The sequence below is a fragment of the Nitratireductor sp. OM-1 genome (genome assembly GCF_003296175.1).
Lineage (GTDB): Bacteria > Pseudomonadota > Alphaproteobacteria > Rhizobiales > Rhizobiaceae > Nitratireductor > Nitratireductor aquimarinus.
Map to the genome: position 1 here is coordinate 16,084 of NZ_CP029208.1, position 24,911 is coordinate 40,994.

Annotated in this window: 19 protein-coding genes; 7 read left to right on the plus strand and 12 right to left on the minus strand. The window is 56.5% G+C overall.

Translation table 11 applies throughout. The features are described 5' to 3' along the window. Positions 1-844 precede the first annotated feature (844 nt). A complete protein-coding gene (locus tag DEJ54_RS00115) occupies positions 845-2,578 on the plus strand; it encodes a site-specific integrase (protein ID WP_113152766.1) in 1,734 nt (577 codons plus the stop codon). A 378-nt stretch (positions 2,579-2,956) separates the two neighbouring features. Here the strand turns inward: DEJ54_RS00115 and DEJ54_RS00120 are convergent, their stop codons facing one another. From DEJ54_RS00120 to DEJ54_RS00140, 5 genes are all read right to left on the minus strand, one after another. Further along, positions 2,957-5,254 carry an AAA family ATPase gene (locus DEJ54_RS00120; protein WP_113152767.1) on the minus strand — a complete coding sequence of 766 codons (2,298 nt, stop codon included), beginning with the start codon at positions 5,252-5,254 and terminating at the stop codon, positions 2,957-2,959. A 129-nt stretch (positions 5,255-5,383) separates the two neighbouring features. Beyond that, on the minus strand, positions 5,384-5,938 hold the full coding sequence (locus DEJ54_RS00125) for a hypothetical protein (RefSeq protein WP_113152768.1): 555 nt from the start codon (positions 5,936-5,938) through the stop codon (positions 5,384-5,386). Positions 5,939-6,046: 108 nt separating this feature from the next. Continuing rightward, positions 6,047-6,807, minus strand: a protein-coding gene (locus DEJ54_RS00130) for an IS5 family transposase (protein WP_113152769.1) whose coding sequence is annotated in 2 segments (ribosomal slippage) — positions 6,047-6,483 and positions 6,483-6,807 — 762 coding nt in all. Because the reading frame shifts where the segments join, the coding sequence is not laid out codon by codon here. Between the two features lie 734 nt (positions 6,808-7,541). After that, positions 7,542-7,823 carry a hypothetical protein gene (locus tag DEJ54_RS00135; RefSeq protein ID WP_113152770.1) on the minus strand — a complete coding sequence of 94 codons (282 nt, stop codon included), beginning with the start codon at positions 7,821-7,823 and terminating at the stop codon, positions 7,542-7,544. A 128-nt stretch (positions 7,824-7,951) separates the two neighbouring features. Next, entirely contained in the window at positions 7,952-8,710 is a 759-nt protein-coding gene (locus DEJ54_RS00140; RefSeq protein ID WP_245447628.1) for an IS5 family transposase, read from the minus strand. A 371-nt stretch (positions 8,711-9,081) separates the two neighbouring features. On the opposite strand from DEJ54_RS00140, the gene DEJ54_RS23665 reads away from it, so the two are divergent. Beyond that, a complete protein-coding gene (locus tag DEJ54_RS23665; RefSeq protein WP_371685985.1) occupies positions 9,082-9,594 on the plus strand; it encodes a GIY-YIG nuclease family protein in 513 nt (170 codons plus the stop codon). Between the two features lie 214 nt (positions 9,595-9,808). On the opposite strand, the gene catB is transcribed toward DEJ54_RS23665, so the two are convergent. Then, positions 9,809-10,444, minus strand: a complete 636-nt coding sequence (gene catB, locus DEJ54_RS00150) for a type B chloramphenicol O-acetyltransferase (protein ID WP_113152772.1) — start codon at positions 10,442-10,444, stop codon at positions 9,809-9,811. 588 nt (positions 10,445-11,032) lie between these two features. Here catB and DEJ54_RS00155 point away from each other — a divergent pair. The 4 genes from DEJ54_RS00155 to DEJ54_RS00170 all read left to right on the plus strand — a co-directional run bounded on the left by DEJ54_RS00155 (position 11,033) and on the right by DEJ54_RS00170 (position 14,014). Continuing rightward, complete coding sequence (locus DEJ54_RS00155) at positions 11,033-11,371, plus strand: PadR family transcriptional regulator (RefSeq protein ID WP_113152773.1); 339 nt, start codon at positions 11,033-11,035, stop codon at positions 11,369-11,371. Further along, complete coding sequence (locus DEJ54_RS00160) at positions 11,364-12,002, plus strand: hypothetical protein (RefSeq protein ID WP_162742185.1); 639 nt, start codon at positions 11,364-11,366, stop codon at positions 12,000-12,002. Before DEJ54_RS00155 ends, DEJ54_RS00160 begins: the two co-directional genes overlap by 8 nt. Before the next feature lie 4 nt (positions 12,003-12,006). Next, positions 12,007-12,897, plus strand: coding sequence for an acyl-CoA thioester hydrolase/BAAT C-terminal domain-containing protein (locus tag DEJ54_RS00165; RefSeq protein WP_162742186.1), 891 nt, complete (start codon positions 12,007-12,009; stop codon positions 12,895-12,897). Between the two features lie 424 nt (positions 12,898-13,321). After that, the gene (locus DEJ54_RS00170) at positions 13,322-14,014 is read left to right on the plus strand and encodes a polysaccharide deacetylase family protein (RefSeq protein WP_245447631.1); all 693 of its coding nucleotides are present in this window, start codon (positions 13,322-13,324) and stop codon (positions 14,012-14,014) included. A 444-nt stretch (positions 14,015-14,458) separates the two neighbouring features. Here the strand turns inward: DEJ54_RS00170 and DEJ54_RS23670 are convergent, their stop codons facing one another. The 5 genes from DEJ54_RS23670 to DEJ54_RS00195 all read right to left on the minus strand — a co-directional run bounded on the left by DEJ54_RS23670 (position 14,459) and on the right by DEJ54_RS00195 (position 18,672). After that, entirely contained in the window at positions 14,459-15,061 is a 603-nt protein-coding gene (locus DEJ54_RS23670; RefSeq protein ID WP_371685934.1) for a DUF6634 family protein, read from the minus strand. Continuing rightward, a complete protein-coding gene (locus DEJ54_RS00180; RefSeq protein ID WP_162742187.1) occupies positions 14,979-16,013 on the minus strand; it encodes a hypothetical protein in 1,035 nt (344 codons plus the stop codon). The genes DEJ54_RS23670 and DEJ54_RS00180 overlap by 83 nt, the downstream gene beginning before the upstream one ends. Before the next feature lie 171 nt (positions 16,014-16,184). Then, positions 16,185-16,526, minus strand: a complete 342-nt coding sequence (locus tag DEJ54_RS00185) for a hypothetical protein (RefSeq protein ID WP_113152779.1) — start codon at positions 16,524-16,526, stop codon at positions 16,185-16,187. 776 nt (positions 16,527-17,302) lie between these two features. Then, the gene (locus DEJ54_RS00190; protein WP_162742188.1) at positions 17,303-17,647 is read right to left on the minus strand and encodes a hypothetical protein; all 345 of its coding nucleotides are present in this window, start codon (positions 17,645-17,647) and stop codon (positions 17,303-17,305) included. A 266-nt stretch (positions 17,648-17,913) separates the two neighbouring features. After that, positions 17,914-18,672 (minus strand): metallophosphoesterase, encoded by a 759-nt coding sequence (locus DEJ54_RS00195; protein WP_162742189.1) that lies wholly within the window; start codon positions 18,670-18,672, stop codon positions 17,914-17,916. 468 nt (positions 18,673-19,140) lie between these two features. On the opposite strand from DEJ54_RS00195, the gene DEJ54_RS00200 reads away from it, so the two are divergent. After that, positions 19,141-20,529 (plus strand): type II toxin-antitoxin system HipA family toxin, encoded by a 1,389-nt coding sequence (locus DEJ54_RS00200; RefSeq protein WP_204360833.1) that lies wholly within the window; start codon positions 19,141-19,143, stop codon positions 20,527-20,529. Between the two features lie 524 nt (positions 20,530-21,053). Here DEJ54_RS00200 and DEJ54_RS00205 read toward each other — a convergent pair. After that, positions 21,054-24,680, minus strand: a complete 3,627-nt coding sequence (locus DEJ54_RS00205; RefSeq protein WP_113152782.1) for a peptidoglycan-binding protein — start codon at positions 24,678-24,680, stop codon at positions 21,054-21,056. Positions 24,681-24,911 lie beyond the last annotated feature (231 nt).

Genomic DNA, 24,911 nt, shown 5'->3' on the forward strand with positions numbered 1-24,911 from the left:
TCAGCCTCATGACTGGCGCTCAATAAAGACTTAAAACCGCCACCAAATAATGCGCCGGACGACCACAGATTGCATTTGGCCCAAGCGCCCCAGCCAGCTGCACCAGTACTTGGGCAGTGGGACGCGTCAGTGAACAGGGACATGTGCATCGCTGTCAATCCAGTTGTGCAATTAATTGCAAGACGACAGCCGAGCCAAAAGACAGCCCGGCGGTACGGTCTGGCCCCTGCGGTACAGCTGCAGGTGATCGTCTAAATCTCCAGGCCAAGCCGGACGGAAACTTCCGCCCCGATGCCCCCTCCGTGACGTCGTTCAATGCACCCTCCTTGGTTTAGTGAACTGGTTGTTAACTTACCTTACCGTGTTGCCGTGAGTGTGCAATTACTTGCACTTCTCAAAGGTTAATATCCACCGAGGAAGTCCAAGCCGAAACACCATCTAAGCCACGGCCTTGAACTCAAGCGGGACCACCCAGGCTGGTGCGCATTGATGGAAGCACACACCCGTTGCAGCCGATCCCCCCATATTTGTTCCCCACCCGTTCACTGTGCTTTGAAGATGCATCGGTCCTCCGCTACCATTTTGATTACGCAAGCAATATCAACCAGTTACAAGGAACAGAGATTCCAGAAACTGTGAGACATCTCGCACAAATGTACGCGGAGATGCCATGGCTTGCGCTTCCTACCTTTCTCGCCGTGAAGGACGCTATTACCTTCAGGTTCGGTTGAATCCCGTCACATCCCTCCTCCTGGGCAAGCAGCTCTATAGAGTCTCGTTAAGAACCAGCGACTATCGTCAGGCGCGTATTCGACTTTCAGAGCACCTGGGCTGGATTCACAGAATGAACGACAGCGCGAACTACGTATCGCTCTTTCAGAAGAACGTGGGCGAACTGCGAAAATATCTGCTGGATCCATGGCCTCTTTCTGAAGAACGGCTTCAGGCACGGCGCAACTACGAGGAGATGCTGAAGAACCTGAAGCGTCGGGCGCTGGCCGCCCAGTGCGATCCCGACATGATCGAGCCTGACTTCACCGCCCTGCTGAACCGTTTCGTGAACCAGAATCTGGATGCCGAGACGTTCCTGCGTCAGCGCGACAGGGTTCAAGCTTATGAACGCGGCAGGGCCGACATGCAGGCAGCCATCCAAATGGGCGCAGTACCCGCCAGCTTTCAGGCATCTGCACATCATTCTCCCGCCATTCCCTCTCAGCCTGATACAATCGCCGCATGGCATGATCCAATGGCCCGTGAAGCCCGCATCACTCCGTCAGCGAGCGAGCCGGAAGTCCCCATCGACGTTCTCGAGGAGCCTTTTGCACATCCCCCTGCGCCAGAGGCCGATCCGCTCACCTTCTCTCAGGCGCTGCAGGAATACGTTGAAGAGGATGTGACGAATGGCGGCAACGCGGATGCCCGCTCAGCTATCCAACTGGTCGTACAGTTCCTGATCGACATCATGGATGATCCGGTCGTCGCCAGGTTTGACAAGCGCAAGGTGCTCGAGCTCGATCAGATGCTCCCCGACATTCCAAACAGGCGCAACGTTCCCAAAGAGCATGCACAAACACTGGCAGAGAGGTACCTCTATGCAAAGAAGCATGGATGGTCGCGCCTTGATCGGTTGACCGAAACACGGCTGCGCAACGGCTATCATAACGCCCTGTCGAAATTCTTTGACTGGCTGATTGAACGGGGACACTACCCTCACCCCAAGCCCGTGTTCAGCCATGTCAGTGAAAACAATCTCACCTCCCTGCCCCGGGACTCGTTCGATGACAGCGAAATCGCGAAAATCTTTTCGCAACCGCTCTTCACGGGATGCCAGAGCGACAAACGGATCTGGCAACCAGGAAAATACTTCATCCAGTCGCACCTTTACTGGGCCTACCTTCTGTTGCTTTTGACAGGCCTGCGGCCAGGCGAGCTGGGACAGCTGGAACTGAACGACATCGCGGAGCGAGACGGAATTCACTACCTCTACCTCAGAGGTTTTGACCCCTCCAAAGGCCGCGTGGCCAAGAAAGATGTGAAGCGTTTCAAGACCCCGTCGTCGCAGCGCGTCGTCCCCCTTCACCCACTGATCCTTGATCTGGGTCTCCTTGAGCGGGTGGACGAGTTGAAGCAGCTTGGCTGCCCCTATCTCTTCCCGGAATGGGAGCCCTATCCCAAGCCAAATGGCGAAATGCGCTGGGGCCAGCCGATCACAAAGAGCTGGCAGTATCTGAAGAAGAAAACAGGCATCGCCCGCAAGGAAGTAACACTCTATTCCACGAGGCACTGGTTTGCTGATCTGATCGATAACACCAAAATCAAGGACGTCACGCGAAAGCGCCTGATGGGACACTCACCGAAGTCGGACATCCCCGCCCGCTATGGCATGAAGCATCGCCTAACGACGCGAGATTTACAGCATTTCGAGCAGGCAGCGTCCCCCGCACTTGATGCGATAACGCCCATTCTTCTGGCCGCCAAGGAACGTGTGAATTGCGGTGATCTGGTGGTGCTGAAACCTTGGTTACAGCAGCAGAACTGGTCGGCATATTATCAAGAACGGTTGAGCGAATTAAAGTGACCCGCTTGCACAGAAACGAGCGGCGGGTGCGGCGTGAAGTAATCGACCCGATTTCTGAACTATGTTGGGAAGCTGCCTATTCACTTCTGGTTGGAGGAACTGGAAACGCAGCCATTAGATAGCCGCTCAACTCTGACGGAGCGCGCCTTCACCTCGGTCGTTCGCGTCTCCATTCCCGCGCGCTGAAAGCTGTCGGTCATCTCGACAACACAAAAGTCTGGAACGGGCGGAGAGCTGCCGTTCGCTGCGACAGGGATGAATGTCCGGTGCGTGGCAACTTGCGGTCAGCAATCGTCGAGAAAGTTTTCGCGTGGCAATATGGACGTATTTCTCAGATCATGGGACAACGAAATGGCCAGCCGCCATCAGTAGTGGCGTCTAGCGACAGAGCCTCTTCAGCCGCTCAAGGTGCTTAGCATCGACGTTGTTGATTGTTTGGAAGAGCGCGGTTGCCGCATCTCTCGTCTCTTCCAGCGTCATGGTTGAGAAGGACAGCAAGTCGTCAATGTTATCAGAGTGGGATTCGACTTGGACGAGCCGCTCCAAAGCAGCCAGTTGCTCCCGGTCTAGCTCTGGGTAGTCGACGCACAGCTTGTCGAGCTGTGCGGGCAGCCCACCGCCGCCTGGGCACTTGAAGGCCAAGAATACGTCGAGCACCCGTCGGATGACGTTGGGCATCATGTAGCCATGGTCATCGTAAGCATCGGGATGCTCCACGAACCTGAGCACGTGGCTGAAGAGGAAGTGGTATTCTGAATCGTACTCGCGAAGCAGCTTCGACATCTGGACGATCGTCGAGGACCGACGGGGCTGCCCCTCAGGTATCGCTACGTCGATGAAGAGAAACGTCGCCGACGGCTCCTTGCCAGCCGGAGGGCGGGCCTTGCCTTTCCACGCCTTTCTGAACTCATTCATGCATTGCAGGTTGTGGGTGAGGATAAACACCTGCGCGGCCTTTTCCAGGCGAGATCTCACGAGGGAGCACGCAAAATTCAGCGCCTTCGTGTCTAGGCTCGATACCGGATCGTCTACGACCACAATGAGGTCGGTCAGCTTCCGGTTGTCTGCCTCAATGGACGAAAGAAAGTAGGAAATCGCGATCGCGGTTTTCTCACCTTCGCTCGGCACGCCGGTGATCGGTGTTCCGTGCCGCTGGAGTTCGTAGCCGTCGTCGGTGGGATTGATCGTGAGTTCGCCGTGACCAAGATAGGCTGCGATCAGCCTATTAATTACCTCGGCGGCGGGTCCGTGTGCCCTTATTTGCTGGCGCAGCTCGTCCGCCTTGATCCGCAGCGCCGCAACATTCTTGGCGTCAATCTCATGCTGGTTCGTCGCGTCTTTAAGGTCTTTTGCAGCCTGCGCGTAGTCGTCGCGGCAGTCGAGGATGAAGTGCCGGCGTATAGAGGCCTCGGCGGCTTCCTTATGCTTCGCGAAATTGGTGACCGCCCGATTGTGGGCCGAAATAGCTTCATTGACGGTCACAACGCCCGCATCAATCCGCTCCGCGGTAGCGAGGACATCCGCCTCTGCGGCGACGTCCTTCATGTCGGCGGGCGTCGCCGGACGCTCGAGCTTAGCGAAGAGGACAGTCTGCAGTGTGCCCAGTTGCTTCGCCAGCAGGCGTATGTCCTTCAATAGGTTCTCCCGAACCTCCCGGAAGCCAATCCGAAACTCAGTTGCCAGATCGTCAAATGAGGGTACCTGAGCGCCCAATTGAGCTGATAACTCGATGAGACCAGCCAGCCGCTGGGCTGTCTTGTTGAGACGTGCGACGAACTGGTCGACACTGTCGTCGAGGGCAGCGGCGAGGTGCGCACGCCGCTCGGCCGATATTGCGTTGCCGCAGAAGAGGCAGTCGGCGATCCCGTTAGTTTCATGGAACTCATGCCCCTGCTTCAGCCAAAGCAGTATATCGGGATACCGCTGGACCTCGTCGAGTGCCACGGTCGCCATCGACTGACCGCAGACGTCGGCGATGAAGCGGTAGGCTGTCTCGATTGTGGACTTGTCGAATGATATCGTTTCGAGGCGCGGCATTGGCTCATCAAGCCGACACGTATCCTCGGCCGCCTTCATTTCGTCGTCCGTGAGCGCGGGCCCTTTGTCGTCTTTCCAGGTATCGTAATCCTTGGCGAGTGCCGGTGCCTCATATTTGCGGTTGCCAAGGTGCAGGCGGGAGGCAACCGACTTCGCGCGCTCCCTCTTGAAGTTGACAAAGGTTTTCTCCGCAGCTTTCTCCACGGCGGATGCAGTTTCCCTTTTCTTGTCCGCTTCGACAATCTTGTCCTCGACCCTTGTAAGCTCCTTTGCGGCTTCAGCTTGATCAGCGCCAACGTAGAACACTGGGTTCGCGCGCCCTGCGCCCCATTGCAGATTCTGTTCAATGTAATCTGAGTTGAAGACAAGTAGTCGCCGTTCAAGACCGACGGGATTGGTCGGGCATCCGAACGTCGATCCATCGTCCAGCGCCATCTCGAATCTTCCGTCGGTGGGAAGTTTGGGATGCGGCCTGCCGGACTCGAGGCTCGCGAACAGGCGCGATAGGGTACTTTTCCCTGAACCATTGAACCCGTAGACGAGGTTGTAACGGCGGAAATTAAGAGAAGGCGAACGCGCAGCGCGGTCGGCGAATACTCCCATTCCCTGCAGCGATTTGATATTTGTTACTATACCCATCCCTAGAGTTCATGCGCCGACATCGTTGTTGTCAACCTCCCATAGCATCAATCCAACGCGCCGATCGCGCTAACCTCACCATTCGGCTCCTTGCCGGTCTATCAGGACCCTGCTTTGTGGGGCTAAATCTCAGCTCTCATCTGTGCTCAATCTTACCAAGTGCTTCATAAAAGAAGAGGTGATCTCAAATATTAACTCGATCTCTTCCTCAATTACGCTGGAGTCATGTTTGACATAACTGCTCTGATACTTGGCGTAGTATTCAACGATCTTCTGGAACATATTGGCGAGTTCCTTGGATCCACCGTTGCCTTTGATGAATGTGCCGAGCGCAGGAAGTTGATTCTCAAGTGACTTTCCGTTATCGAAGATTTGTTTAAGCAGGAGTTCGAGTGCGACACGCAGATCATCGATCAGGTTGCGATGGAAAATGCCCGCCTCGTATTTCTGCAGGGCGCTGTTGTAAGATTCCAGCGCCTTCGGGTGGCCATCGAGCCAGTGCCGTGTCTCTTCGATCAAAGTTTCGTTGATATCTGATGCAGGAGCGCCGCCTGCGAACTGCGCATAGCGTGTGGCCAGCCTGATTTTGAGCTCTTCTCGCTTCTTGTTCGTTTTGAAGCCGAAGGATCTGTGTTCGCAGAGTTCCTTGATAATCCGGTATTGCTGCTCACCATCGAAAGCCATCAAGTTGTCGTAGAGGGCGGTGCGCTTGTTCTGCGCTTCGAATGGATAACTCTGATGGGGTATGTTTGCCTCAAAATCAACGGCATAGCTAGGCTCAGGACTCGTTGATTAGAGCCAGAAGATCACGGTTGCAGCGAGCGCGATGGCGGATAGGAAGACCATTGGGCACCTGTCATAGCGCGTCGCGACACGCCGCCAGTCTTTGAGACGCCCGAACATGATCTCGATCCGGTTGCGCCGTTTGTAGCGACGTTTGTCGTATTTGATGGTCTTGTTGCGGGATTTCCGACCCGGAATGCAGGGGGTGATCCCCTTCGCCTGTAACGCGTCACGGTACCTGTCGGCATCATAGCCACGGTCGGCCAGAAGCCATTTGGCCCTGGGAAGCTCGTCAAGCAAGGCAGCAGCACCGGTGTAATCGCTGACCTGACCGGCCGTTATGAAGAAACTGATCGGGCGACCATTCGCATCCGATACGGCATGAAGCTTGGTGTTCATGCCGCCTTTCGTGCGGCCGATCAGGCGGCCCACGCCCCCTTTTTTACCCGCAGGCTGGAAGCCGTGCGGTGGGCCTTGAGATAGGTCGCATCGATCATGATGGTCTTATGCTCTGCAGCTTCAGGCACAGCCAAGCCTTCCATCATCTGGATAAAGATGCCCTTGTCGCCCCAGCGTTTCCAACGGTTATAAAGCGTCTTAGCCGGGCCATATTCCTTCGGTGCATCGCACCACCTGAGCCCGTTACGGTTGGCGAAGATGATGCCGCTCAGAACGCGGCGATCATCAACGCGCTGGCGACCATGGCTCTTGGGAAAATAAGGCTGAAGACGAGCCATTTGCTCGTCCGTCAGCCAAAACAAATTACTCATCAGTCAGGCTCCTATACGCCCGTCTGAATCACAGCCATTTTTTTTAAATCAATGGGTCCTGAGCCTAGCTGCCCTTGCTGGCCTGGAATGGCAGACCGTGATCGCCATCGGTACACTTGCGCTAGGCGGACTCCTGATTGCGCTACTCCTGCGGCGACAGGTCGTTTGTGCCGTGCAAGATGTTAGGAGGATAGTTGAGCGATGAGATCGGCGCGACTATCTCGCTAGCCGGTGGCGCTGGAGCCGTTTGAGCTACCGAGATCCTTTCCCAGTCTGCCGAATACCCAGGCTATTACAGCGGCAGATATGATCAGCTTGGACAAGACGTGCTTTGACTATTGGGGAAGCGCATCAGAAATGAAAAAGCCCGCGGGAAGCGGGCTTTGTCGGAATGCTGTTCCTATTTTGTCTGAATGCTGCTGTTTGTATCTCGCTTCGCTGGCCCGGGTTTCGTCGCGCCGTCCGGGGCCATAATGCTACTTCCCCGTGCTGCGCAGACCCTTCTCGCTTGGCCATGGGTAATCTCCTGAGTGCCGTCGCCGTGCGTCCATTTATAACCATCTTCACAAGTTAAGGAATATTTCCCGTTTTTGTATGCGATCGAATATGCGAAGGCCGACGAGATTGGCGCGAGAAGAACGGCTGATGCGATTGTGGCCAGGGCGATGTTCCTGAAGTTCATGACTTCCTCTCCGGTTCAGTGCAATCGGATGATGAGAATAGAAATGCTGTTCTTATCTCTTCTGAATGCTGCTGTTCATATCTCTCTGTGCTGGTCCGGTTTTCGTGAAGCCGTCCGGGGCCATGATGCTGCTTCCTCGTGCTTCGCAGACCTTCTTCGCGTCACTATGGGTAATTATCTGAGAGCCGTCGCCGCGGGTCCATCTGTCGCCATTGTCACAGGTGACCGAATATTTCCCACCTTTGTAATGGATCGTATATGCGAAGGCCGACGAGATCGGCGCGAGAAGAACCGCTGATGCGATTGTGGCCAGAGCGATATTCTTGAAGTTCATAACTTACTCCTCCATTCGAGTACAACTGCATAGTGCAGGTGTAGCTTTGAACTCGCGCTGAACGCGTCGTTCAGAATGTGTTCAGATTGCGGCAATAAACACCCTCAGCTAGGCTCAGGACTCGTTGATTAGAGCCAGAAGATCACGGTTGCAGCGAGCGCGATGGCGGATAGGAAGACCATTGGGCACCTGTCATAGCGCGTCGCGACACGCCGCCAGTCTTTGAGACGCCCGAACATGATCTCGATCCGGTTGCGCCGTTTGTAGCGACGTTTGTCGTATTTGATGGTCTTGTTGCGGGATTTCCGACCCGGAATGCAGGGGGTGATCCCCTTCGCCTGTAACGCGTCACGGTACCTGTCGGCATCATAGCCACGGTCGGCCAGAAGCCATTTGGCCCTGGGAAGCTCGTCAAGCAAGGCAGCAGCACCGGTGTAATCGCTGACCTGACCGGCCGTTATGAAGAAACTGATCGGGCGACCATTCGCATCCGATACGGCATGAAGCTTGGTGTTCATGCCGCCTTTCGTGCGGCCGATCAGGCGGCCCACGCCCCCTTTTTTACCCGCAGGCTGGAAGCCGTGCGGTGGGCCTTGAGATATCGCATCGATCATGATGGTCTTATGCTCTGCAGCTTCAGGCACAGCCAAGCCTTCCATCATCTGGATAAAGATGCCCTTGTCGCCCCAGCGTTTCCAACGGTTATAAAGCGTCTTAGCCGGGCCATATTCCTTCGGTGCATCGCACCACCTGAGCCCGTTACGGTTGACGAAGATGATGCCGCTCAGAACGCGGCGATCATCAACGCGCTGGCGACCATGGCTCTTGGGAAAATAAGGCTGAAGACGAGCCATTTGCTCGTCCGTCAGCCAAAACAAATTACTCATCAGTCAGGCTCCTATACGCCCGTCTGAATCACAGCCATTTTTTTAAATCAATGGGTCCTGAGCCTAAGGAAGTTGCAGCTCTATGTATCTGAGGCGGACGAACGACCGGTAATGGGATCAACTGACCATCTGCTGCGCTTGGTTCGAATGTCCGCAGAGGGCCGGGCGCTGCGGTGCCCGACGTCACGACTGACCTTCAGCTTTGGGCCGGGAGACTGACGCCTGCCTCGGTTCATCATGCTCTACTACTGCATTGCCGCAGGTCCGTTCCTGGCCCTTTCCAGACGCTGATGCTTGAGCCCTCTTGACCGCCGCACACTTTCATCCACTCTTCAAAAAAGTTCTAAACATTATCGGATGACTAGGTGGCAGTGTACTTTTTCGCTGAGCGGGACCCCGATGGCGACTGGCGTTATGCGGTCAAGGTTGGCTATTCGAATAATATCCCAAGAAGGCTGCGAAACCTTCAGACAGGTAATCCTCGGGAGATCGCTGTCATGGGGTTCATTCGCACAGAGGACTGTGCGGAGGATCGACGAGTTGAGGCCGATTTGCATAGGCGCCTAGAAGAAGATGTAGTGCGAGGCGAATGGTTCAGTGTGGATCCAGAGCAAATCTTCGACGCACTTCATAGCCATTCCACCAACGCATTTCTTGCGACCGAGGGCGATCCTTTCGAAATCATTGGTCTCGATCGAGATGCTATCCCAGTGTACGCGAATCCCTGGCATTGGGGCGAGTTTGATGTAGACGAATTCTGCCCGCGCTGTGGCTGGGCTTGCGGCTGGACGGACGTTGAGACCGCAGGTGGAATGATGTGTCTAGAATGTGGCGCGCACGAAGCACACTACGAGGATAGGGGGGACGAGCCTGACTGGGACTAAAACACTGGACGATGTTGCGCGCTGCCATGAAGGTCCGGTATCGGGAAGCCGCGCTGCGGCAACGGTGAACCTGGCGAACGGCAGCTAAGGGCCGTGAGTGGTGAGGATTGGTGTTCAATTGGGCTCTAATCCGGTGCGCCACCGCATATCCGGTTGGAGCCCACAGCGGTCGGTGGTGCGCACTCGCCATAGATCATATGGCGAGTGCTTAGGTCTACAGGGTGCGAATATGAGCTTTCCAATATCCGTGTAGCGCTTCGATATCGCCGCTGGTCAAGATGGGCATTGCGGTGTGCAGGCGGTCTTCTGGCCACTCCCACCACCTTAATTCAAGCAAGAGGTCGATGTGGTGCGCGCTGAAACGCTTTCGGATCTCCTTTGCCGGGTTCCCGGCGACGATAGTGTAGGGCTCAACATCGCGCGTCACCACTGCGCGCGTGCCGATCACTGCGCCATCGCCGATCTTGACTCCCGGCAGTATGATGGCTTCCGACCCGATCCAAACATCATTTCCGACAACCGTGTCACCGGCTGGGCTGAAACCGTTCTCGGCGCCCTCGAATGCCGGGACTTCGGACATCCAGTAGAAGGGAAACGTGCTGATCCAGTCATATCTATGGCCTTGGTTGCCAGCCATAATGAACGCCGCACCTGATCCGATTGAGCAGAAGCTGCCGATCAGTAGACGGTCAACCCCTTCATCCGGAAGGAGGTAGCGGGCGCAGTCGTCGAAGCTATGACCGTGATAATAGCCGGAGTAGTAGCTATAGCGTCCGACAACGATGTTTGGATTGGTGATCTGTTTGTCTAGGGTAATGCCGCGGAATGGGCTCTCGCAGTAGTTTTCCAATTGAAACCTCTGAATGATTTCTTGTTCGCGCGCACACGAACTAAGCGCGACCACAGACTGTGGCGCGCGACTGCCCCGCGCTTTAGCGTAGGGCGTTATTCAGATGGTTCGTTCCGCTGACTTCATTGCACTTCTTGCCATGTCAAACTGCTTCAAGCGATAGCGGCTCAACCTCCCAAACGCAAGCCTGATCATTGGTGGCTTCGTCCCGCATTACCGTCGTCTGGTGGCCAGCTTTCTTCGCAAATGCAACGAATGGCTGCTGCGGTGGGTCGCATCGCAGCGCAGTATCAGTAGGTGAATGACAGGTATGGGCCGGAAACGACGCCAGCGAAGTCGATTGGATACGGCTGGCCTGCCGCGCCGCCGCATAGCAGCTCCGAGCCCAAACCGGACATGCGGCTGCTACACTCCTCGTATCCGCTTGCGACCCCATTTCTGCCGTCTCCAAGCGAAATTCGAAACGCCGAAAGCTGCCATTTTTCCCTAGTGCCAACGCACCAGGAAACTAACGTCGCACTCAGATGGCAGATGATTGACATACCTAGCTTCTATAGGCATGATACCTATAGAAGGTAGGTATCGAATATGGCCACACCCCAGTCTTCTTTTCTCAACGGCGTGCCAGAACTGCTGGTACTGCGGCTGCTCCGTGATCGCGAAATGTATGGCTATGAGATCGTTCAGGCCATTCGCGACGCTAGCGGCGATGCAATCGGCTTTGCCGAAGGCGTCATCTATCCGCTGCTGCATTCCCTTGAGCGCGATGGCGCCTTGACCACGCGGCGCCAGACCGTCAATGGCCGCAGCCGTGTCTATTACAGCGTAACTCCGGCTGGGTCAGGGCGGCTGGCCATGCTTGCCGAGCAATGGCACGACCTGCATCGCACCATTGCCGGAATATTAGCGGAGCCGCGCCATGCGTGATCTGTTACATGGCCTGCGCGAAAACCTGCTCCGCGCCGGTGTCTCGCCCCGGCATGTCGAACGCTATTTGCGTGAGCTTACGGAGCATCGGGACGACATCGCCGAGCACCTGCGAATGACTGGCCTCTCCCCCGACGTCGCGCAAGTCCAGGCGGAACATCGCCTTGGTGGGCGTGATGCGCTGCTCCTGCCCATGCTGGCCGACCTGCGTTTTCGCAGCCCCGCCGCGCGGTGGCCCGCTCTGTTTTACCTCGTTTTGCCGCTCGCCTTGCAGGCTGCTCTCGTCATCGTTGGCGTCCTCACGCTACTTTTGGCTGCTAACACGGAGCTGCGTCCGGCCATCACCGATCTGGGCAGCGGTATGGCCCTTGTGTTGCTCATCAGCCCAATCCTCATTGCCTGGCTGACGCTTCTCGCCGCCCGCCGCCGCCGCGCCTCGCTCCGCTGGCCTGTTCTGGGCGCCTTTATTGGTGCTGCCCTGGCCTCGGCGCTTCAGCTTGGGGTGACACTCCCTGCGAGCGACGCAGCAGGCCGGATCAGCCTCACCCTCGGCATTCCGCCGCTCCTACCTGTCTTGCTGCTGGTCCTGCTCTCGCTTCTGCCGCTAACCCTGCAACCACTCTCGGACTAACACCATGAGATCGCTGTTTCCTTTGCTCCTGCTGGCGCTATCAGTGGGCCCGGTTTTCGCTGCCCAGCAAATCCACCAGCTTGCCCGCGCCAATGGAACAATCATAAACTTCACGTTGGATGCGCCGCTCGGTAAAAGCGCTGGTTTGATCGTCCTTGCCCAGGGCTCTGGTTGCCTGCCGGCGGTCGACAGCGTCAATCTTGCCACCGTCCGCGCTGCCTTTCCAACCTATACCAGCCTCATCGTCGAAAAGTCCGGCATTGCCCCCGATAGTGCGATCAAAAACGGCCAAACCGATTGCCCCCAGGAATATCTCGACACCTACACCCTGTCGCAGCGCATCGACGATTATGCCTTCGTGCTCACGCACCTCAAGTCGGTCGCTGTGACATCCGATAACGTCATTCTGTTCGGCGGCTCGGAAGGGGGATTGGCCATGGAAGCCCTTGCCGCCCAGATACACCCCACGGCTGCCATCCTTCTCTCAGGATCGGTCGGCGGCACTTTTGGTGAGATGGTACTCTCCACGGTGCCGCCCGAAGGTCAGCCCACCGTGAGCGCCGGGTTTGCGCAGGCACGGGTCAATCCCGACAGCACCATGCTGGGAGGTCACACCTATCGTTTCTGGGCGGACAGCCTCGATCACCGATCGTCAGATTATCTCGAGGCTACCGATACACCATTTCTCCTGATCTATGGTGGTCGAGACACGGCAGCGGTGCAGTCTGTTCGCACAATTGCAGATCGCTTCGCCCAACAGGGACGCTGCAATCTCACCTATTGGGAATTTCCAGCCCTGGACCACAGCATGGTCGATCCCGCAGGCCTGTCGCGCATGCCCGAAATCGCCCGACTTGCAGCATTTTGGGCAGAAAGGCCGATGCAGAGCTGCTGAAGGAAACGAGCCGCCGCAGGAACTACCGCATGTCGGCTTTCCACCCCAAGGCAGACACTTGGCGCGATTATATCGAATGGCAGCTAGGTCCGCTTTGCCGCCGTTTGGCAGCCAGGCGCCTTCGCAGATGCAATGGATGGCGGCTTCGGCGGGGTGCATCACAGCATCCTAGCAGCAGGTGAATGACCGGTTTGGGCCGTGAGCGGCGAAGGTTGGCTTTCAACAAGGCGCTAACCTGCTGCACCGCCGCATGTCCGGTTGCGACCTAGTACCGGGCATATGCCGCAATCGCCCTTATGCCCAAATACAGACGCTGAAGGGACTGCTGAATCTATCGCACTTCTGCCGTTTTCATCCGCAAGTTCGAGGCAACTCCTGAATGAAGGGTATCTAAACGTTGTTAACTCGTCGCATATTCATCCCTTTGATCTCGCTCGTATTTCTTTGTGCCATCATCTTCGGCCTTCATACACTCAGCAACTCAAGAAGCTATCAAACCTTCGGCGATTTGGTGGCGCGGGTAGAGACAGATCGGCCGGTCGTCGCGTTGACTTTTGATGATGGTCCGACCGCGGGTTTCACCAGCGAGGTGCTCGAAATATTAGACAAACTTGATGTGACAGCGACGTTCTTTGTCACAGGCAAGGAAGTAACCGAGAACTCGGACGAAGCGCGCGCCATCGCTGCGGCTGGACACGAGCTGGGAAATCACAGCTATTCACATGCTCGGATGATAATGAAAAGCTACGGCACATACCGCAGCGAGATCGAGGAGACCGACGCGGCCATTCGCGCTATCGGCTATGAAGGGAAGCTTCATTTTCGCCCGCCCTACGGCAAGAAGCTGTTCGGGTTGCCTTGGTATCTCTCGTCCACAGGGCGAACTACGATAATGTGGGATGTCGAGCCGGAAACCTATCCGGACATTGCAGACGACCTAGACGCGTTCGTCACGCACGTCGTGGACGAGACACGTAGCGGTTCTATAGTCCTGATGCACGTCATGTATGGAAGCCGCGCGATCTCGCGGGAAGCGCTGCCGGGGATCGTGACTGGGCTACGCGAGCGTGGCTTCGAATTCGTCACGGTTTCTGATCTGCTAGAAGAGCGGACCTGAACGTCCCGATAGAATGTTATGATCGCGACGATACTCGCACATATTGTGTGAAAGCCGACGGTCCGCAAACCACCCCAAGGCAGACACTTGGCGCTATGATACCGAACGGCAGCTAGGTTCGCTTTGCCGCCGTTTGGCAGCCAGCCGCCTTCGCAGATGCAATGGATGGCGGCTTCGGCGGGGTGCATAGCAGCATCCTAGCAGCAGGTGAATGACCGGTTTGGGCCGAAATTGTCATTCAGCTACGGCAGGGAGACCGCCCGTTATGGACACTTGTCAAGGTCAAAGCATTTTCCAGCTCCATTTTTGACGAGCCACCGCCACGGCCCGTCAAGAAATTTCGCAGCCTTCCTCGCCGGCAATCACAGGCAGCAATGATACCAGCGCCTGAAAGTCCACAGCACCAACGCCCTTTCGTCTTATTCAACGACTGTCAGCCCGCGTCTAATTCAACGATCTCAACGTCTTCTCCATCCGCCGCTGTGTCCCAAGTCGATACCATCTCGACGTGGTGCGCGCCCAGGTCTGGTCGGACGAAAGAAGTTGCAGATCGGATGTGATGATCGATCGGTCTGCGCCCACAAGTCGGGGATGGCCAGTCGACAGGCCAGTAAGGCACGGCGCTGGCCGGCATGTCAGGACCCACTGTTCCAGGATGGGTGCTGCATCGGGAAGCGCCTGCTGCATTGTCCGTCGCTGTACCGCCTCCATGTCAGAGACTAGCATTCTAAGCCGCTGGAGCTGAAGCTCGAAACGCTCATCTTTACTCGGCTCATTCCAGTCAAAAACCAACATCGGTATTCCATTCTTTCCTGTCTTGTTTGTCCACTCGGCAGAGCGCGGCAGCTCCTCAGGGAGCTGCCTGAACTGCTTCGCTGTCGAAGATTGGATGCCCGCACGGCTTCCACGCGACACCATATGGGCCGAGACCGACTGAGCTCGCAGAGAGTGCTCCCATTCCTCGTCAGCGGGTTCTTCGAGAAGCAATACCAACAGCAAAAGCGGGCGAATGAGACGATGCGGTTGCATGAGCACCCGTAGACTCATCCGAGTTTCCGCCTATGTCGTCGAATATTCTCTCCTGATCTCCGACCTGCCCGACCGCCTGCGGGTTGAGTTTTTCATCCTGCTCCTCGTTCCCAAGCGTCGACTTCGTTTTTTTCTCAATCCGACTCTGCGATTTCTCGCCCGTTCGCCCTTCGCGTTGCGGCTCTACGATCACCTCACAATGCTCCTGCAGGATGGCGCGCACCTTCGCGCCATAGAGCTCACGAAGGTGCGTGATCGCACGACCCGCACCATCGATACGCAGGAGCCAGTCAAGATCGCTGAGGCCAAATATGCCTTCGGCCTCACTACGGGTGTCCCCCGCCGTATCGATGATGGCAATGCTTGCGCGTGACACGGATGGAACATCGTATTCGCGCTCCAGCACTTCACGGACGGCCAGTGCGCTTGCCATCATCCTGCTGCGCAGGGTGACGATAGCGCTTGGGCTGTAGGAGGAGACGGTTCGCTTGATATCGAGGAACAGTGCATGCTGCTGCGCACGATCAACCACCAGCAGGTCAGGTCGATAATGGTCGCGCGCGACGGCCTCCGCATCGCGCCTAATCATCGATGCCCTCGCCCAGTCGTTGCGAAGGAACAGAACCTTCGCGGCTTGATGCACTGGCAGGGGGCGCTCAAGATGAATCAGGCTGAGTTTGGGGTTCTTTCCGACAACGAGAGCTATAGCTCTTTTGAGGAGCGCTCCTTCGAGACTCGTTGCCGAGCGGACTGCGGCAAGCAGTTCCTGATAGCCCTCGAAAGTCGGGTCGTGCTTTGCTGGACATGCCTCGACCTGCGCAATCGTATCCGCGACGATGCGCTCGAAGTCGGAAATCAGCTCTTCCAGAAGGCTCGTTGCGGCCGATGGGGTATCCACTTCGTCCATCATCGGTGCGTCGGAATCTGGTCGAGAAAGCGTTTTCCCCGATTGGCGTCTGGTTGTAATCATGAAGCTTCCTTGAACAACGGCAGCAAGCAGCGGTCATCGAGACCGCTACTACGGTCTCAATGCTGGCTGTGCTGAGATTTTTGGGTGCGCAGATCAGCGGTGAACGTCCCCCCCAGTTCAGGGAGGAGGTCCGTTCAGCGACAGCTCAAAGCCAATGAAAGAGCGGTTCTGCTACGCCGCGAGGCAGTAGGCGCTGATCCGTTCCGCTTCGTTGGCATCATCGATATTATCAAGTGCGATCGCTTCGCGGAGCACCGTCTCACGGCAGAAAGCAAGCTTCTCTTCTGCATGGCGCAGGCGCGCTTCAGCGGCTTCAAGCTCAGCCGCGAGGGCGGCAATCAGGGCCGCTGCACTGGGGGCGTAAGATGCACGGTCGAAAAGTTCGATCGCATCGTCGCTGCAAACCGGTCGATCCTCGTCGACCCAGAGCGACATCATGCCATCATCATGAAGCTGGGGGTTGCGATACTCAGTGGCTTCATTCGCCAGTTCAAAGGAAATAAAGTCTTTCATAGCCCAAGGCCTCCTCGTTAGGTTGCGGGTCAGGCCTTCGTCGGTGTTCCAGCACCTTCGGAGGCCGTTTTCGAAGATGTGTTCCCCGAAAGCAAGAGCATCCTGGCACATAAGAGATTGCCGCGGAGCCCCTAAAATGATCGTCGATCGTTTTTCTTGCGATCGGATGGTTAACCGCGGGTCTTCTGAAGAAAGACTACGACTTCATCTTGAAACGCATTCTGTCGCGTAGCCCAGAGTTTCACTGGGCCATCAGGAAGCATCGGCCTGGGGTGCCCGCTGCCCGTCTCCGCCCATCAAACGCCGTTTGAGCATGTAACGCTTTTCGTGCATTCAGAATCGCTTGCTCGCACATTTGAATCGGATAGGGAGAACCTAGAATCGGAATACCGCAAATTATTTCAAATCATTCTGATTTGGATTGACGTCTTGGCACGTTCTTTTGATTTGTCATGGCGTTGAAAGCCCGATGAACAGACGCTCACGGCAGATGCCTGAGACTTGTCCTTGGCTCAGCTGCAACGGGGTGCCGACACATATGGGCACGATCGTGACTACGCTTTCAGCTACCGCAATCCCGTATTCTCAAACCAGACCATGGTCGAGTTTCGGGCCAAGCTAGCAGAAAAAGCTACAGATAAGCGATTCACCAGCAAACGCCGTTTCAGGGAGTAACGGGGGGAGAACCGAACATTTGGGATTGGCGATCACTTGAAGATGCCATCAATCCGGTATCGAAACCGAGCGCCTGCGTGGAAGGCAGACTGCCTGCCCGATCAGCTATCGGCATCTGCTTCATCAGCATCGAGATCATCATCCTTTGAAAGATGTCGTTTCAGTTGGAAAGACCACCCCGACTGATATTTGTCGACGAGGGCATCCCATACGATCTCCGTCTCCCTCTCATCGAACCCCTGGAGAACCAGCTCCGCGACAATGTGATGCTGAAGCTCTTCAAGCCTCTCTCTCCGCTCCTCGGACAGGTTCTTCGTGATGGCAAAGTGGAGCAGGGTCCTGGCTATGTCGTCTCGAGACGGCTTCCGTCGGCTCTTGCTGGCAGCCCGCAGCGCCCGTTGCCGATCACGCTGCCTCGCCAGGCGCTCTTTTCTGGACTGTACCATCTTCCCCTCCACCTGCCTTCCTCAACTCTCTAGCAAACGGCGTTTGAAAACGTAACGCCTTTCCGCAAATCAGAATCGTTGGTGTCGAGTTTTGAATCGCCTTGCAGGAAATTTGAATCGGACGACCGCAAATCATCTCGATTTAAGTCAGGTTGATCTGAGATGCTGAGTGCGCACATCCGCTGCACTTGCCGTAGCGTTTACGCCCCCCCTGACGACAGGCCCATCATCGCAACTGCTCGTCATCCGGGTGGAGCTGCCCCCGTTCAGATCCCCACGATCATGTAAGGATTGAAAGCTGCGTTCTCGTTGTCGTAGCCACGTGGATTGCATAGCACGCGCGTTGCTCCGACCCTGTAGTCACAGCTGTCGTGGGTGTGTCCATGAACCCAGAGCGCTGGTCGCCCCTGATCGATAACGGCACCCAGATCTGATGCGAAGGCACCGTTCAGCAAGTCGCCCTTGAACCTGGGGTGGACCGACGCGGGATACGGCAGGTGATGTGTAACGACAACCGCCTGTGTCTGGTCGGCTTTCATCGAACGCTCGATGAACAGACGCGACTCCACGTGCATCCGATACGCGCTCTCCGGAAGAAACCGCTGCCAGGGGTTTTTCTGCAGGGCGATCTTTCGGTGGTCAGTCATCCGCTCTCGCGCATGCCTCATCGCAAGAGATTGATGGCCCGCAATCCGGTAATCGGTCCATAGGGTCGCACCAATGAACCGGACACCGTTGATCGCGACAATATCGTTCTCAAGAAAGTGGACATTCTCAACACCTCGGCACGCCGCTCTTCCGTCCTCGAGATTCTCCCTGATCCCGCCATTGTAGAACTCATGGTTTCCCGCGACATAGATGCAGGGCATGGCAGGCGCGATCTGGTCCGCCAGCCATTGTACGCCATTGGCGACACCACAGCACAAATCACCCGCCACAATGCAGGCATCTGCGTCAGGGATCTTCAGCGGTTTCGACAAATTTGCATACTCCAGATGCAGGTCGGAAAGAATCCAGAGCTTCAATGTGTAGTCTCCCGGGTTTTCAGGGACGAGTAGCCTGAGCCACGTTTTAATCGAGTTTCGAAGCGGTGGATTGCTCGCGCGCAAACCTCGTCAAGTCAAGCGATGAATAGAAAAACCATTTAATATCAATTGATTGCGGAAGTTCGGAACATCCGAACCACCTCATTCCCGAGGCAAATGTTCAAATTACTTATTTTCCTCGGAGATAAATAAGTTCCGCTTTTGGGCTGCTGTTTTCAGCCTCGGCGAGATCGACGAGTTGGCGGTGAGACTGACGTTATCTGCACTACCCGATCCGGCCCTGCTCGCTGCAGTCTGCACGACGTCCATGTAGAGGCACGGACTTTCATTGGAGACATTGACGGCATTCGACAGACAACGAAAAGACTGCTCTTCTCGGTCCCAACGAACGCACTGGCCCGATCGAGAGGACACGAACGAAGGAGGCACAATGGCAACGTCGAGTTCATGCGGGGCAAGCAGCACGACAAGGGAATGCAAACAGGTGACAAAGAGCCGATCATGACTGAACCAATTGCGGATGCATCCATCTACCTTTGGGGGCGAGAAGTCGCGACCGTTTCCTGGTCGGCAGACGATGGGTTTGCTCTCTTTCGGTACACTCCTGAATTTGCCGACACCGGCATTGAGTTGTCGCCGCTGGTCATGCCTTTGAGCCGGGACCCGTATTCATTTCCCGCACTGCCCCGAACAACCTTTAAAGGGCTGCCAGGAATGCTGGCAGACGCCCTCCCAGACCGGTTTGGCGACCAACTGATCAATGCCTGGCTTGCAGAACAGGCGCGCACACCCGAAAGCTTCAACCCGGTTGAGCGGCTTTGCTATCTCGGGGCCCAGGGCATGGGAGCTCTCGAATTCAGGCCAGCACTGGCAGTTTGCGACCGAAAGGCCCGCAGCGTCGAGGTGGTTGCGCTCGTTCGTATGGTCAATCAGCTACTAAACGAAAAAACGGGGTCTGAGAGCGTCAATTCAATGGTGCGCGCAGCCAAGCATGACCCTGACGCATTTGACGACATTCTTCGGATTGGCACCTCGGCGGGCGGAGCCCGCGCGAAGGCAATCCTCGCCTGGAATTCGAAGACCGGAGAGTTTCGTCATGGCCAGACTGACGCCGGGGACGGCTTTGAACACTGGTTGATGAAATTCGACGGCATCGACAACAACAGGGACAAGGAGGAACCGGATCCGCAGGGCTTTGGTCAGATCGAGTACGGCTACCATCTGATGGCGACGGCTGCCGGCATCGACATGATGCCATGCCGGTTGCACCATGAGGGTGGGCGCAGTCATTTCATGACGAGGCGGTTTGACCGAGCCATCGACGAGAGCGGGTCGACACACAAGCTCCACATGCAATCGCTTTGCGGCCTGCAGCATTTCGATTTCAACGACCCGATCAGCCATTCATACGAGCAGGCAATCATGACCATTCGCAATCTTGGTCTTGGCACTCGGGCACGGGAGCAGCAGTTTCTTCGGGCAGCCTTCAACATCATCGCCAGAAATCAGGACGATCACGTCAAGAACATCGCTTTTCTGATGGACCAATCCGGTGCGTGGGCACTGTCGCCAGCATTTGACGTGACCTATTCCTGCAATCCACGCGGTGAATGGACCGGCCAGCATCAGATGAGCCTGAATGGCAAACGGGATGGCTTCGAGCTTGCCGACCTCTTCTCCTTCGCTGAAAACGCATCAATCAAGCCTGCCAGAGCGAGAGCGTTGATTTCCAGCGTCAGAGACGTCGTTGCGAACTGGCTCCACCATGCGGATGAGGCAGGGATTGACGGGGAGACGGCACACAGGATTGGCAGCGCTCACCGGTTGGTTCGGTGAACGCCACCGTGCATCAGAACCGGAGAACCGCCTGACAGGCTTATGCCGCTGATGGATCCCCAAGGTCGTCGAACAGAGCGATGACAACGTTCACGCTGTGGCAACTCGACATGCCGCTCCGATAACTCAATTCAAATTGAAACAGGTTGAGACGATTTGTGGTCATTCGATTCCAGTCACTTGTAAAGCGATTCAGACTTCGACATTTGCGATTCTGATTTGTGGAAAGGCGTTACCACGTCAAACGCCGTTTGCCATTTGGATGAAACTCACTGGCGGCGATTGAAAAGAGGTGACCAGACCAGAGAAGAACAACTCACCAGACAGCGTGATAGACGACGGGTCCTGCAGGCTGCGTTCGAAACAGACGGAGTTGCGAGATAATGACAGAACCAAGGTAGCTTACCCTTGCTTCGCTCCACCTTCGGCGCCTAAAAACACGGAAGCAGCGGTCGAAAATTCAGAGACAGGCTCCTCCTATCCTGCCTAAACCTGCGGTCGGACGATCAATGTACCGATAGCCTTCAGAGATCAAAATCACTGCTGCCTGCATCACTCATAGCTGCCTCCTTCCGCTCTTCTTCAACGACCGCCATGCGCGCGGGGACAGAAACCGCCTGCCGGAAATGAACGACCTTTCCATCGTCGCCGATCTTGATCGCAAGCACCATCACCTCAAAATCCGGACAGTCCTGACGTCCACCAAATAGCTGTGGCAGAGAATAAGTCGACGCAAAGGCGGGAATCGTTGGCTGTCCATTTTCATCAACCCATGTCGCTCTGGCGTCAGCTGGTCGCATATTGCCCGCCTCCCGCGCCTTTATACTCGACAGAAACTGCGTCGAGGAACTCCTCGCGATCGCATTTAGGCTGCGCTTGCACGCCGCCGCAGCGCTATCAACGGGCCTCACACGCGCCCCCGGCACCACAGCAGGCTCGGCCCAGATAGAGACAGCACCGGTCCTTTCCAGTTCCTGCAACATCTCCGCATTAATCTGACTGTATGTCTGCACGAGCTGTTCACGCAGTTGCCCCCACGCCGGACCTTTGCCGGGCCCAAAAAGTCTCGTACGCACGATGGCCGTGACGGTATCAGAAAGAGCAGGCGGCTCGTGGTAGAGGGCGACCATCTCCTGCTGTTCGGCAGATTCCAGCAAGATCCCGTTATGGTAGGAATCCCAGTCATTAATCGGCTGCTGATTCTGCAGAGCATCCTGCCTGGCAGCAGTCCGCGCGAAGAGCCGCCGCTCTGCACCAATCTGCTCTGCGATCTCGTCTACCGACGCCTCAAAGCCGGCACCAAGAGACACACCAAGAACCGCAAACTCCCCCATGAGTTCAGCCACGATGGCGCTATCGGCCATCGCATCAGGGGTTTCATCGACAACTGATGGCACTTCAAATGTATGCCGCAAGCGGACCGATCGCGGATTGATGATCGTCTGCGCCTCCCCGGCATCGAAAAGCAACATTTCGACCGGCTGATAGCGCAGCGTCATGCCCATTGAGAATGTGCGGGCAGAAGAAAGATCCACATCCGTTATCCGAAGGGCCAGCAACCCGTCGAACACCGGAAAACTCTTGCTACTTTGCTGAAAAGCCTGCGCCTTTTCAGGGGGCATGGCTATGAACATACCCTGATCAGAGATGACGCCTTGCGCAGTGTCACCAGACACCAACGAAACGTTCAGCGCACTGTCCGCCTCATGGGCCCTGGCACTGAATTCAATTCCGGGACGAACCAGCCAGCCTTTGCGCTCGAAATCGTAGGGTTCAAAGCGAATATACGCCTTTAGCCAGTGCACGTTTTCCTCGCCGCTCCGCGCCAAAGCGGCGGCGGCCAGCTGTGATGCGGCCTCTCGTTTGGCAAACGTGTCGTTGCGCGCATAAGGGCTGCTTTCCAGCTGCTCTCGAAAAAGTTCTTCCGTGTCCCAGTCAGCAAGTTTCGCACCGACCGAGAGCAGGTCCGACTTCCAGGCAAGACTGACCTCTTCGAATTCGCGAGGCGCGGCCCTTGGGAACGTCGCAGCGCCAATTTCAGGGGCATCCTGCCATCTTCTGTTGCGTGACGTACGGCGCACTACCAGTCGTTCCGGATGCCCGGCGAGCAAGAGCCTTTGTTGTCCACCGTGCAGGGTGAGGAGTTTTTCTGCGGTGACGGCCATTTCCACTGCAGCAAACGGCCACCCGCCATCCTGCTCTTCATGGGCGGGCAGTTCCTCAGAGACGACATAACCAGCGCTATCTTGCGGAAACACAAGAATGGCCGCCCCGAGCTGGTTATTGTGGCCAACTACCGGCAATGGTGTCACCAGCAGATTTTCCAAAGGAAGCTGCAGGGCTTGAGCAACTTCCTCCAGAGCCCGGTCGCTCTGTGGCTTCGCAAAGGCAGCAAGATTGCGGTTCCCCTCTGCCAGCGCTCCACCATATTTGACGCGGAAGGAAAATGTCAGCCCGGTTTCCGCGCCAAACAGACTGCCAGCATCAAGCGCTTCAATGCGCACCGTATCCGCCCTGCCCGTTATCAGCGCGACTTCTTCCTGCGTATCCAGCCACCATGGTCTGTTAAAATCTGACAGCCTGCGCGCCTCGGGCGTATCGGTAATGTCACGCAGCGCGGCATCGGGATAGCGGTAAATGACTTCTGCGAGATTCTGCCCTGAACGCAGCTCAAGCGGACCGGCAGGCCGCGCATCAAATACAAATTCCGGCCGTCCATTGCGGTCAGAAGAGATCCGGCTTTCGACAACCGCGGGTATGGCGAGCGCAAATCGGGCCCGTCCAAGCCGGTTGATCAATGCTTCGGCGGCCGCAGGATCGACTGAAAATCCTTCAGGGCGCAGGGTTGTATGCACCGGAATGCGCGCCCGGTAGCCACTAAACTCACGCGCAGGGCTCTGCTCTCCCGCAAAACAGGTATCCAGTTCTTTTTCACCGAACGGAAAATGCTGCTTTTCAAAATCATACTCGCCAGCACGCAAGCCACAAACCAGCATCAGACGCTGTGGTGAAGAACGGCGATCGCGCGCAATGGCGGCCAGTGCTTTTTCCCGCAGCGCAGATTTGAAGCGCGCAACTTCAAACTGGTTGTAGTCAACGGTCAGATAGCCGTTTTCGACATCCTGTACCTTGCTGATCATCCCCTTGGAGATATAGGCTTCGAGCTTGCTGGTATCTGCAAGGCCGGCTTCTGCCGCTGCCGCGCGCACTTCTGCTGGCGAAAGCGACTGGTGATTCACGAAAATCTGCTCATGCTCGGTTCCAATGGTTGCCGCGGCCACCATGGACACCAGATAGTCCCGCTGCCGCTGAACACTCTCCTTGCCAAACAGTTCTCGCGCAAGACTTCCTCCAGAGCCGGCGGAAAGAATGATGATCTGCTCATCAATGGCTCCGCCAGAATTAGCAGGCGCGTCCAGTGCACCTTGCTGCACAATCGCTTTTTGCGCGGCAGCATCGCCGCTCTGGTTCTGACCAATCATCACCAGCGCCTGTGACCGCTTGCCGAGCGCGTACACCAGACACATGACATCACCGCCGCAACGATCGCGCTGCGCTATCCAGGCGCGCTGCTCGGCCTGAAGCTGCGCTCTGCCGCCTGCATCAAGCCCGTCCAGCGCGGCTGCGTAATGTCTGGCAACGGCGCGGTCGAGTTCTGCCAGGTCCGCGTTACCGCAAATGGTATGTTCAACTCTGGTTGAGGCTTTTTCGCAGTCAAAGCTGGGCCGGTGTTCGTTTGCCACAGTCCTGCTTCCAGTATGACCGGAAGCAACATTGCGCAGAAGATCCAGCAGATTGCTGCTTACCTCCCCCCTCACCGCAAGACCGGAATCGCGCTCAAACGCAATGATTGCATTGCGGGTACGCCGTCCCATCAGACCATCGGCAGGTCCGGGATCATAACCAAGCCGGGCGAGTAGAGACTGCACCTCGCGCACATCCTGCCTGACAGAAGGGCGCTGCACTATGCGCGCAGATGGCGGCACCTGCCGCGAGCGTTCCGGGGGCGTCTCTTGATGCCTTCGAAGCGCCCTCTCGAGATCGGAGACTGCATTCAGCCCCCTGGAAATGTCATTCAGATCAAGAGCGATTGCCGGCATCGGCACTGCGACGACAAGCGCAAATATCGGTGCAAGAAATATCCTAAGCATGACGGCCCCGCTGCGGAAATACAGATCACATAATGCTGCCCCACAATCGAACAGAGCATCTGACAGTAAGGCGGTTCGCCGCCGACACTACCGTCAAGACAAGTCTTGCGATGCCGGCCATCGATTACCAGTCGTCTATTTGGCTGAAGCAAAAAGTGGCAGGGCCGACGCGATGCAACAGCACGCACCTGTCAGCCGCAAGCGGCGTTCCCGTAGGAATATGAGGCACTG